Annotated in this window: 10 protein-coding genes and 1 pseudogene; all 11 read right to left on the reverse strand. The window is 43.6% G+C overall.

The window, feature by feature from the left end; genetic code table 11:
- Positions 1-135: 135 nt before the first annotated feature.
- The 11 genes and pseudogenes from E7204_RS06295 to E7204_RS06340 all read right to left on the reverse strand — a co-directional run bounded on the left by E7204_RS06295 (position 136) and on the right by E7204_RS06340 (position 11,065).
- Positions 136-846: a DUF554 domain-containing protein gene (locus E7204_RS06295; protein WP_295182851.1), complete on the reverse strand. Its 711-nt coding sequence runs from the start codon at positions 844-846 to the stop codon at positions 136-138.
- 132 nt (positions 847-978) lie between these two features.
- On the reverse strand, positions 979-2,520 hold the full coding sequence (locus tag E7204_RS06300) for an ABC transporter permease/substrate-binding protein (protein ID WP_295182852.1): 1,542 nt from the start codon (positions 2,518-2,520) through the stop codon (positions 979-981).
- Between the two features lie 3 nt (positions 2,521-2,523).
- Positions 2,524-3,243 carry an ABC transporter ATP-binding protein gene (locus E7204_RS06305; protein ID WP_295182853.1) on the reverse strand — a complete coding sequence of 240 codons (720 nt, stop codon included), beginning with the start codon at positions 3,241-3,243 and terminating at the stop codon, positions 2,524-2,526.
- 20 nt (positions 3,244-3,263) lie between these two features.
- A complete protein-coding gene (locus E7204_RS06310) occupies positions 3,264-3,725 on the reverse strand; it encodes a MarR family transcriptional regulator (protein WP_295182854.1) in 462 nt (153 codons plus the stop codon).
- Positions 3,718-3,825: a hypothetical protein gene (locus E7204_RS09625; RefSeq protein WP_366483584.1), complete on the reverse strand. Its 108-nt coding sequence runs from the start codon at positions 3,823-3,825 to the stop codon at positions 3,718-3,720. Before E7204_RS09625 ends, E7204_RS06310 begins: the two co-directional genes overlap by 8 nt.
- Positions 3,826-3,881: 56 nt before the next feature.
- A pseudogene (locus E7204_RS09630) lies at positions 3,882-4,127 on the reverse strand (alcohol dehydrogenase catalytic domain-containing protein); the annotation flags it as partial.
- 360 nt (positions 4,128-4,487) lie between these two features.
- Positions 4,488-7,337, reverse strand: coding sequence for a YadA-like family protein (locus tag E7204_RS06320; RefSeq protein ID WP_295182857.1), 2,850 nt, complete (start codon positions 7,335-7,337; stop codon positions 4,488-4,490).
- A 333-nt stretch (positions 7,338-7,670) separates the two neighbouring features.
- Positions 7,671-8,678: an electron transfer flavoprotein subunit alpha/FixB family protein gene (locus tag E7204_RS06325; RefSeq protein WP_295182862.1), complete on the reverse strand. Its 1,008-nt coding sequence runs from the start codon at positions 8,676-8,678 to the stop codon at positions 7,671-7,673.
- 13 nt (positions 8,679-8,691) lie between these two features.
- Positions 8,692-9,492 carry an electron transfer flavoprotein subunit beta/FixA family protein gene (locus tag E7204_RS06330; RefSeq protein ID WP_295182858.1) on the reverse strand — a complete coding sequence of 267 codons (801 nt, stop codon included), beginning with the start codon at positions 9,490-9,492 and terminating at the stop codon, positions 8,692-8,694.
- 14 nt (positions 9,493-9,506) lie between these two features.
- Entirely contained in the window at positions 9,507-9,788 is a 282-nt protein-coding gene (locus E7204_RS06335) for a ferredoxin family protein (RefSeq protein ID WP_006555881.1), read from the reverse strand.
- Positions 9,785-11,065, reverse strand: coding sequence for an FAD-dependent oxidoreductase (locus tag E7204_RS06340; RefSeq protein ID WP_295182860.1), 1,281 nt, complete (start codon positions 11,063-11,065; stop codon positions 9,785-9,787). The genes E7204_RS06335 and E7204_RS06340 overlap by 4 nt, the downstream gene beginning before the upstream one ends.
- Positions 11,066-11,593: the final 528 nt, after the last annotated feature.

Below are 11,593 nucleotides of genomic sequence, written 5' to 3' on the forward strand. Positions count from 1 at the left end.
AAAACTCTGCCGCAATTTTACGACAGAGTTTATTTTTATTCAAAAACAAAATCAACTATTTAGTTATCTCACGACTCGGTATTGCTGACGGCCAAAACTCTCCGGCAACACTTGCAAGCAAGCCCAAACCGGTTTTTACAACCACGCCCACAACGCGGCCACCACAAGGGTCGGCAACATATTGGCAATCCGAAAATGCTTCCCTGTAAGCAAGCTCACACCGATTAAGAAAATCATAATCGAGCCGGTCAGCGATATATTGCTGAGTGCCTGATTCGTCAGCCATGGGGAAATAAAAATAGCCAATAGGGTAACCAACCCTTGCACTATACCCACGGGAATGGCGGAATAGATACAGCCCTTGCCCAAAGTGGTGGTCATAATCATAACGACAATGCCGTCCATCATAGCCTTCGCAATCAAAATTGACGGATCGCCCGTGGCATCCTTAATAGAGCCAATAATCGCCATAGCACCAATACAGACGGTAAAAGATGCGGTTAAAAAAGCTTGGGCAAAACCGCCTTCCCCTTCATTCTTAGTTTTCACACGAAGCCAGGCGCCAAAATCCTCTAATTTTTTATCCAAATCAATAAATTCCCCGATGACAGTACCGATAATAAAGGTTACTACCAGCATCATCAAGTTGGTAAGAGCAAATTTTTGACCGTCAAAGACGAGTGACTCTTGAACGGCTCCGGCAATCCCGATAAAAATAATGCAAGCACTCATGGCCACCATCAACGTGTCCAATAGCTGTTGTTTCAAATAATTGCGTGCTGTTAATCCGATGAGTCCCCCAACTACGATGATTAACATATTGATTAAAGTACCTAACCCAGGCATACAATCCCTTCTTTCATAAGTCTCTCAAAAAGCTGATAATCTGATTATAACACATAATAAGGGCTGTAAAATTCTATATTTTAAAAGGCTTCACGGACACGCCGCAAAGCCTTTTAAGGGAAGGTATAGTATTTATTTATGCTGCAATAAGCCTTTTTCTTTCAAATAGGCCACAGCCACGTCATTGGCGTTCTTGCCGTCTACGTCTACTTCGTAGTTCATCTTCAGCATTTCATCCGTCGTAATCAACCCGGCCAGCTTATTTAAAACAGGTGCCAATTCAGGGTATTTTTTAAGCGTATCGGCCCGTAGTAACGGCGCCCCCTGATATGGTGGGAAGAGACCGCGGTCATCTTCGAGCATTACCAAATCATGGGTGATAATTTCAGGGTCCGTGGAGAATACGTCAATCACGTCCACATCGCCCTGGTCGATGGCTTCATAACGAAGACTCGGTTCCATGGTCACTACACTGAAATTGAGACCATAGAGAGACTGTAACCCTTTATTCCCGTCGGAGCGGTCATTAAACTCTAAGGAGAAGCCGGCTCTGGCCGTATTTACCACTTTTTGCAAATCGGAAATCGTTTTGAGTCCATGCTCTTCCGCATAGGAGCGTTTTACCGCCAAAGCGTACGTATTCTGGTACGCCATCGGTTCCAACAATACCAAGTTATCCTGTTTTAAAATGCCCTCTTTAGCCGCTTCATATACGGTTTTCGGATTATTCCCGATATTCGTCAGTGGCGGCTGTAACAAAGCGGACGTTACCGTGCCGGTAAACTCAGGATACATATCGATGGAGCCTTTTTTAAGCGCCTCATACAAGAAGCTCGTCTTGCCGAAACTTGGCTTAACAATCACCTTGATGTCCGTCTGATCCTCAATCAGTTCCTTATACATATTAATCAAGATTTCCGGCTCCGAGCCAAGCTTGCCGGCCGCTATCAAGATAGGATGACCGCCAATATTGCCCACCCCGCCGATACCGCCTACGTTAATCGTGGAAAGCACCAATAATACCAAAGCAGCTGCGAAGGAAGATCCGATAACTTTTAAAGATTTTGTCTCTAAAAACTTAATAATCACGCTGAACAGCACGGCAAGAAGGGCCGCCGAAATAGCCCCGATAAGAATCAGGGCGGAGTTGTTGCGGTCAATGCCGAGCAAGATGAAAGCTCCGAGACCGCCGGCCCCGATTAAGGCGCCCAGCGTGGCCGTACCGATTAACATAACCGAGGACGTACGAATCCCGCCGATAATGGACGGCATGGCGAGCGCCAATTCAAACTTCTTAAGCTTTTCCCAGCGATTCATGCCGAACGCATCAGCCGCCTCTTGTAAGAGCGGGTCAATACTGTTGAGGCCCGTAATGGTGTTTTGCAAAATCGGGAATAACCCGTAAATAACGAGTGCCACAATGGCCGGTATCTTGCCGATACCAAGGAGCGGAATGAAAAGCCCCAATAAAGCCAAGGACGGAATCGTCTGTAGTATGCCGGCTACCTGTAAGGTAAATTCCGACGCTCTTTTGTATTTAACAACAAAGATGGCAAAAGGTACGGCTAATAAAATTGAGATAAACAGCGCAATCATGGAGATTTGCACATGTTCAACCAATAATTGCACCCATTCCCCTTGTCGTTCAATGAATGTACTTACTAAATTGTCCATGTCTTACTCCTCATAGAAAAAACGTTTAACCACTTCATGAGCCGGTTGCTCTTTAATCACCTGTGGCGTATCGAGCTGCACAACCTCGCCCTTACTCATAACGCAAATGCGCGTCCCCAATTTCACCGCTTCTGCCATATCATGGGTTACAAAGACTATCGTCAGCTTAAACGTATCATGGAGGCGTTTGATGAGTGCCTGTAATTGATTACGGCTAATCGGGTCGAGGGCACTGAACGGTTCATCCATGAGTAAAATCGAAGGTTTTGTCACGATGGCTCTTAAAATCCCCACGCGTTGCTGTTCCCCGCCGGATAGTTCATGGGGATACCGATTCAAATACTGCTCCGGATCGAGCCCCACCATTTCAAGATAGGAGCGAATCGTTTTAACACGTTCTTCTTTAGGCCACCCCTTCATTTCCGGGATGATTTCGATGTTTTCACAGACCGTTAAATTTGGGAATAAGGCACCGGCCTGCAATACATAGCCGATGTTTAAGCGCAATTCTCTCAGCTCCGACTGCTGTACATCAACACCATTAATCGAAACCGTGCCTTCCGTCGGTGTCAAAAGGCGATTAATCATCTTAAGCGTCGTCGTTTTACCGCTACCACTCGTACCGACGAGGACGAAAAACTCCCCGCACTCGATGGTCATGTTGATATTACGGAGCGCCGCCTTCTCTTTATATAATTTGCTTACATTCTTAAATTCAATCATTCTTTCACCTGCCGTTCCTGTTAATTATCGGCTTCTGCCTCACTTACTTTCTCAATTCGTTTTGTCAATGCATCGGTATATTTTTTACTCAACTGCAGCAGTGCTCCACGTTCTTCCGGCGTTAATTCATTCATAGCCTCATATTCAGCTTGCTCCAACGTATCCAATACCGAAGCTGCATAGGCTTTCCCCGCATCAGTCAACTTTAAGAGCTTCGTGCGTCGATCCGCGGCACCATCTTCAAACAGGAGATAGCCTTTATCCTTGAAGGTCTTGATTGTCGCATTCACAACCTGCTTCGTAGAATACGTTTTGTACGCAATCTGCTGCTGCGTAATACCTTCCGGATTATAGTAAATCCACATCAAAATCAGCATCGACTTGCTCTGCATGCCGTGTTTGCGCGCGTAATTTTCAAAAATAGACATCTGATTGTCTCGGATTCGGGAGTATGCTTTTGTTTGTAGTAACTTTTCAGTCATTTAGTACCACCACCTTGCCAAAACTTTCAAGACTATCCAAATACGCATGGGCTTCGCGAATGTCCGACAAGGCAAATACCTTCGCCGGAGCGAAGTCCAAATTATACTTCGAAATATAGTCAAAAACGGCTTGGAGCTGACTTTCGTCGACACGACCTTCGTCCCCTCCGGCAAACGATTTTCATCGGTGCTTTTCTCAATGACACCGACACATTCAATCCCCAAAATACGCGGAAACTGCACCGTCTCCGAATAGCCTTGTCTTGTAAAAATCTCTGAGCGATTGATACCGAAGCCCTTCACCTTAACCAAAGACCAACCCGGTCTAACTGAAGGCGTCGGCACATCCTGATACATTAACTTATCTACGCCGCCCGCTTCATAAACAACCACAGCTTTCATGCTACCCCTCTTTTCAATCAAAACTTTTTACAGTTTCATTATAAATCTAAAAGCCTCTATAAGTCAAACAATTTGACCTATAGAGGTTTATCGATAATTGTATTGAGTCATAAAATAAGAGTCCTTATTGCAAAATAAAAAATACAGTTATAAAACAAAAGCGCTCAATACAGAATAAAAGAAGGAAGTAAAAAAAGGACGTACATCTCGTCAGAGCCCGGGTTGCTCTAGTATTGATGTACGTCCTTTTTAAGTGAGTTTTTGATAAAAGTGTTTTAAAATGAATTTTTGGTTTTTGGGTGCTGTGATTGAGGGGAACTAACCTCACAATCGGTTACAGTACATGCATTATGAACTCTCTTAGCGATTGATTTGGCTTAAAATTTCCTGCATCTGTTTTTCTAACGCTTCGATACGTTTAGTTTTAGCTTCATTATCCGCTTTGATGGCTTCATTGTCGGCTTTAACTGCACTGATTTCCGCTTGCTGGCTAGAGATTACGGAGACTAAATCAGTTTTGGAATAGTTGGAGTATTCACTACTCTTACCGAATTTAATGCTCACACCGGCGTTAAACATGTTTTCACCGCCACCCATGCTGGTGCCTACGGAGAATAACAAATCATTCGTCGGACGATAGAATGCACCGATAGCTACTGCATTGGCCGATTTGTAGTTGCCATACCCGGCCGCAAAATCCCACTTAGCAGTCGGATCATAATCTTGCGGATGTAAAGCAGCTAATGCGGCGGCACCGGCACCGACACGATTAATTCGATTATCCAATTTATTAACTTGGCTGTTCAAGCTGGTTACATTATTGGTAATATTGCTTACTTCGTTGGAAATGGAAGTAATATTATTAGTGTTCTGCGTAATCTGAGTCGTATTGGCAGCTACTTGACTATCCAAAGCAGTCAAGTTTTCTCCTGCGGATTTAGATTGTTTAACATAAGTGCCGTCTTTAGCAACGCGAGTTTCGTTGTAAACGGTACCGCCATTAACAACACCTTTATTATCTGCAGCTACCTTGCCATCAGTATTAACTTTAAGCTGGTATTTTACACCATTAAATTCATTTAAGCCTTCAGCTTTTTCAATAGTAATAGTATTGTCGCCATCAAAGTTACCTACACTATTACGAGTATTAATCGAATTGGCTAAATCAGATATTTCTACACTACCTGTAATGAAGTCCTTACCATCCGAGTCTTTAATAGATAAGGATAGTTTATTGTTTCCATAACTCAAAGCATTGTTACTTTTTTGTAAGCCTGTGCCGGCAGCATCTACGGCTGCTTTAAGTTGAGCTACGTTAACAGCATCAGTGTCATTTGTACCGGCTGCTACATTAGTAATTTGACGAGTTATACCAGCTTCACTGTCGCCAACGGAAACAGCTGCGGCATTGGACTTCCACGCAGAAGTAATCTGATTCTTTTCTGATACAGCGGTGGTATAGGCTGTATTGGCATCATTCATAGCCGTTTCAGACGCATTCATAGCTGTTTCAGCGGCATCTAATGCAGTCTTAGCAGCATCCATTTGCTGTTTATATAATGCTTGTTCATCTGATCCAGATTCAGCCGCGCCATAAAATTGAACTTTAGTCGCATAAGTAGAACTCTTGGAAAGATAATCAGCGACCTTACTTTCATAATCAGCTTTTGCCGTCGTATAACTTGACTCTAAATCAGGAATACTTTCATTCAATTCTGCAAGCCGTGCATCCTTCCCCACGAATGTCGCAATAGATACCTCACTATCAAAGTTACCACCTGTAATCGGGTTATATCCATACACACCTTTATCTACGGATGCAATAGAGTTACTTCCTAAAGCAACACCACCATCATTTTGCACATCTGTATTATAACCAAGCATAACAGCATTACTAATATTTTCTGTATGAGCTTTCACGGGTGTTTTCACTTTTACTGTATACGGAATAGGAATACCTGAATATGCTTCACCTGTATTAACATTCTTTAAAGGCGTATATATTCTTGTTAAAAGCCCATTTTTGGTCTCCATAGAACCAAGAATTACATTATTACTACCGCCGGATAATTCATGATAATCACCGATTACTACACCCATAGCCACATCACTAATAGTATTACCGGTCCCCATAACTGATACGTTAGTTAAATTAGTTCCGGAATTTTGATACCCTGCAATAGTATTGTAGTCACTAGCAGCATCTTTTGTCCCATTTATAATATTACCACTACCAATTAACGAAGAGCGCCTTGTATATTCAGATTTATTACTATTTCCTAAAGCAAAAACAGAACCACCATTAAGTTCTGCATAATCCCCCATCAGTGTAGACACCCGATCAGAATAACCGTCATTATCACTGCCATGCATAACTATATCCATAAACCGATATGAACTGAATCGCTTTTCCATCACATCACTCATATCACCACCAGCATTTGTTATCCAGTTTCCAGTACCAAATGCCATTGAGTTATTCGATGAATCGATTTTATTCATCGTACCAACAACACCACTAGATATATTTGCAGACTTTTCTCCGCTTACTTTGTTATCTACACCATAAATTGTGGACCAGTATGTTCTTTTATCACTAACAGAATTATATCCTGTAACGGTTCCATATACACCTAAAGCCTTGGCACCATAACCAATTACAGTACCACCGTTGCCGCTCTGAGTATGATATCCTATCACAACCTGATTCATTATTTCCAAATTTTTAGTCACACTTTTTTCGTCAGGAGTCAAGGATCCAATAATGACAGAATCAGTAACATCCTTAACACTATGATTATCTCCAATAATAATTCCAGCAGATGGATTTAGTGAGTCATTATTATTGCCGATTACGGTGAAACTTTCATATCCCTTCATATAGAGATTATTTCCACTTATCGTATTTCCCTTCCCGACTACTAAATCTGAAACATTATCAGTTCTATCCTCCTGATTTCCAGTATGAGTACCTGAGTTTCTTCCTTTAACGCTGTTTTCATCGCCTATAATAACTTGACTCTTACTGTTAGTAACTGTATTTTCGTTGCCTATAACAGTGGAATTATCTGCACCTGATACAGTATTATTATCCGAATTAATTACAATCGGATCCGCCGCAAAAACCTGTCCCCCTAATAACAAACTCAATAAAACTGCACTCCCCAAGGATGCCTTAACTACGCGATGACCATTTTTCTTGATTTTCATACCCAATACTCCTCTCAAAATACGTCCACTAACTAACGTTTTGAAAACAGTGAATTGATTATTACCTACACCAATCAATTCATCACGACTTCATTTATATCTAAATACTATCATATTTGTGCCCCCCCACAAGACATATAGCCATTATTTTATCAGTGTTTCTCATAAAACAAAACACGGTGGTTAAAAATTATATTTCATACCGCCGTGTTAAAATTTCACACATCTTATATTTTTGCACTATTCATCATATAAAAAAGAAAAAGCCACAGTGTCATTACACCATAGCTTTTTCACAAATTTTATTAATAAGTAAATAATTGGGTTTTCACTTTATCCTTTTATAGCCTTGCATTGCGCAATCATTTCACGAGCTACTTCCATAGCGTCGCCTACGATACCGTAGTCGCACACTTTGAAAATAGAGGCTTCCGGATCGTTATTAATGGCCACAATCATATCGGAGCCCGTAATGCCGGCCGTATGCTGAATGGCACCGGAGATGCCGAAGGCCAAGTATAATTTTGGCGCTACCGTCTTACCGGTCTGACCAACTTGGCGACTTAACGGATACCAGCCTTTTTCAACAATCGGACGGGTTACGCCGAGCACGCCACCCAAAGCATCGGCCAATTCTTCCAATACTTTGAAGTTTTCAGGGGAACCCATACCGCGACCGCCGGCCACGATGATTTCCGCTTCTTCAATGTTAACATCGTTCATGTCCACCTTAATCATTTCCACGAAACGATTGCGAATGTCCGAATCACTGAGGTTAACATCTACTTTGTTGATATGACCTTGACGACCTTCTTGGCGTTCCGGCATTTTGAACACGTTCGGACGAACGGAGCCCATTTGCGGGCGATGTTCCGGACAGATGATTTCCGCCAAAATGTTACCTCCCAAAGCCGGACGAGTCCATTCTACAAGACCGTCGGATGTGCTTACGGACAAAATCGTACAGTCCGCTACAACGCCGTTTTTCATACGACCGGAAATACGCGGCGCCAAATCGCGACCGTCATTGGTAGCGCCGATGAGGATAACATTCGGTTTATCCTTGGCAAAGAAATCGGTAATAACCTTGGTGTAACCGTCGGTATTGTATCGAGCCAATAAAGGATGTTCAAATACGTGAACGTAATCACTGCCGTATTCCACGAGGCTCTGGGCTTCCGATGCGACGTTGGCACCGAGAAGCAAGGTATGAACATCTTCATGCAACTGATCCGCTATGAGGCGAGCCTGACCAATTAATTCATATGTGACTTTGCGCACCTGACCGTCGAAGCAGTCAGCAATGACATAGACACCTTTGTATTCTTCAAACACCGTAATTCCTCCTTAGCTATCAGATAAGTTCTTTTTGTTTTAACACATCCATAACGGTTGCTACGGATTCCGAAACCGCACCGGTAAGCATGGTGCCGGCGGAGCGCATAGGTGGGCTGTATACTTTGCGTACACGCGTTGGCGAACCCTGTAAGCCGAGGCGTTTAGGGTCCGTCGTCATGTCTTTAACGGTAATCGTCTTCACTTCATACTGCGTAGCGCGAATGGAATTATGAAGTGTCGGATAACGTGGCTCGTTTAGTGCCTTTACGGCCGTAAGGAGCATCGGCATTTCCGTATCCAACACTTCGAAACCTTCTTCGTGTTCGCGTTTCGTACGAACGATATTATCGTTCACTTCGATGTCGCACACGTACGTTACCTGAGGAATGCCCAATTCTTCCGCAATCTGCGGACCTACTTGCGCCGTATCACCGTCGATAGCCTGTTTGCCACAGAAAATCATGTCAAATGGTTTGCCCTGGTCTTCCTGCACTTTAGCAATAGCACAAGCGATAGTATAGCTGGTAGCGAGTGTATCGGCACCGGCAAAAGCGCGGTCCGTAATGAGGTACGCGTCATCGGCGCCCATGGAGATACATTCTTTTAACGCCAACGATGCTTGTGGCGGTCCCATGGTAATCACGGAAACGCGGGTTCCCGGGTATTTATCTTTAACGTCGAGCGCTGCTTCGAGCGCATTCATGTCAAACGGATTCACAATACTTGGCAGGCCGGTACGAATTAAAGTGTTCGTTTCCGGATCGAGCTTGATTTCAGACGTATCCGGCACTTGCTTGATACATACGAGTAATTCCATAGTCAGCCTCCCTATTAGCCTTGACGAAATTCAATACCCTTCGTGTCATCCGGGTATTCCCATTTAGTTACAATCGTTTTACCGCACAAAACTCGACAAGTTCCGCATTCTACGCAACCGGCGTAGTCAAATGCGAGCGTACCGTCGTCGTTTAAGGTATATAAACCGGCCGGGCAGGCATTGACGAGTTTCATTTTTTCCTTCATATCCGGATAATCATGGATAATCTCAATGTGCGGATGACCTTCGTTTACATAATATTTATTGACACCTAATTTTTCTTCTAAGTTTGTCATAGGGCACGACCTCCTTTAAGGGCATCCATTGCCAAGTTCACAAGGCCTACACCGGTAGCCCGTTTCAACAATTTCGGAACAAGCGGTTTCGCGCCGTCGCCGTTCACGGTAAATACATCGGACATGATGCCGTTAACCATTCCCGGATATTTTTGGAAAATTCGCGGATTATTGAGGAATTCAGGGAAGTGACGGTAAGTTTTCAAATCTTTACCTACGAAGCTGTCCTGAATCATGATATCGTAATAACGCATGGCACCGGCGGAGAAATCGCCTAATTTTTTAGCTTTAATAATCGCATCAGCTGCGTACATACCGGACGCAATGGCAAAATCCATGCCGCGTACGGTGTAGCCCATGTTGATACAGAAACCGGCCGCATCACCGACGATGACAAAACCGTCACCGCTCAAAGTGCTCACCATATTATAGCCCGCTTCCGGCACCATGTGACCGCTACGTTCGAGGAGTTTACCGCCTTTTAACAAACGCGCCACTGTCGGATACGCCATGAATTCGTTAAACATTTCGTCGATAGTCGCATCCGATTCACCGATGTGTTCAAGACCGACTACAACGCCGATGGACAAGCTGTTTTTATTGGTATAGATAAAACCGCCGCCCATGAGGCCGTGCGTAATATCGCCCATGAAAAGCCAAGACAAGCCGTCATTGCCGTCGAGGCCCAAACGTTCTTCCAAAACGCCTTTATTGAAGCTGTACACTTCTTTGGCGCCAACCGCTACTTCGGCAGCCGTAATCGGTGCCCGCAAACCGGCTCTTTCCGCCAATAAGGAATTAACGCCGTCAGCCAATACGACTACGTCGGCACGCAAAGTATCTTTGCCGCAACGAATGCCTACTACTTTGCCGTGTTCCATGAGGAGTTCACTGACTTGAATTCGGTTAACTACTACGGCTCCCGCTTTTTCAGCCTGTTCTACGAGCCATTTATCAAAAACGCCGCGCAATACCACATAGGATTCGTCTTTCGGCTGAGCCGGTTCCGCTTCGTATTCCACGGTTGTCGCTTTGCCGCCTTCCAAAATGGAGATGCGCTCCTTCGTTACTTTCCGTTCTAATGGAGCGGTTTTTCTAAAATCAGGAATCAACTCTTCCAACGAGTGCGTATAAATACGACCACCCGTCATGTTCTTCGCGCCCCCATAACTCCCTCGTTCAACCAAGAGCACTTTCACACCCTCTTTGGCCATTCGATAAGCAGCTGCCGCACCTGCTAAGCCACCGCCTACAACGATTGCATCAAATTGTTCCATGCTGTTCTCCTTGTGTAATACACTGTATATTAGAATATTAAAAAATTTAAACAAACAACAGTTACGTCCCGCTATGGCTTTTTACGACCCACCGCGGGTAGACACAGGTTAGAAATTCGTAGAATACCATATCGATAAACTACTTTATACGTACTATTATATATATTCTAAGTAAATTTATAAAATACCTCTTTTGCATTGTAAAATATATTCTATATATTAAAAAGAATTCAAATTGGGAGATTGTGCAGATTGAATCGATTATTTATCGCAACGGGGTTTAACTTTTAACACGGCCGTGATTGAAAAAGGGAATAGTACGGCCTTTTTGACGGATATAGGACTATGCAAATAAAATATATGTCGCTCAAAATCAATCAATATTGTTCAAAGTTAAAGATGTATGAGGGCAATCATAACCACCCGTAGAACGGGTGGTTTGCTCTGACCCTATAAGGGTCTTTCTCTAGTGGTTGCCCTCTAAAGAGGGCTTTGAGTAATCTGACAACCACTCTATTACCACTGGCT

Source organism: Veillonella sp. (assembly GCF_015058545.1).
In the GTDB taxonomy this organism is placed as follows: domain Bacteria; phylum Bacillota; class Negativicutes; order Veillonellales; family Veillonellaceae; genus Veillonella_A.

What these genes read in the sequence shown, in the direction of transcription:
- E7204_RS06300 (WP_295182852.1), bottom strand. Translation starts at nt 2,520, where the DNA reads ATGGACAATTTAGTAAGTACATTCATTGAACGACAAGGGGAATGGGTG.
- E7204_RS06320 (WP_295182857.1), bottom strand. Translation starts at nt 7,337, where the DNA reads ATGAAAATCAAGAAAAATGGTCATCGCGTAGTTAAGGCATCCTTGGGG.
- E7204_RS06335 (WP_006555881.1), bottom strand. Translation starts at nt 9,788, where the DNA reads ATGACAAACTTAGAAGAAAAATTAGGTGTCAATAAATATTATGTAAAC.
- E7204_RS06330 (WP_295182858.1), bottom strand. Translation starts at nt 9,492, where the DNA reads ATGGAATTACTCGTATGTATCAAGCAAGTGCCGGATACGTCTGAAATC.
- E7204_RS06340 (WP_295182860.1), bottom strand. Translation starts at nt 11,065, where the DNA reads ATGGAACAATTTGATGCAATCGTTGTAGGCGGTGGCTTAGCAGGTGCG.
- E7204_RS06310 (WP_295182854.1), bottom strand. Translation starts at nt 3,725, where the DNA reads ATGACTGAAAAGTTACTACAAACAAAAGCATACTCCCGAATCCGAGAC.
- E7204_RS06305 (WP_295182853.1), bottom strand. Translation starts at nt 3,243, where the DNA reads ATGATTGAATTTAAGAATGTAAGCAAATTATATAAAGAGAAGGCGGCG.
- E7204_RS06295 (WP_295182851.1), bottom strand. Translation starts at nt 846, where the DNA reads ATGCCTGGGTTAGGTACTTTAATCAATATGTTAATCATCGTAGTTGGG.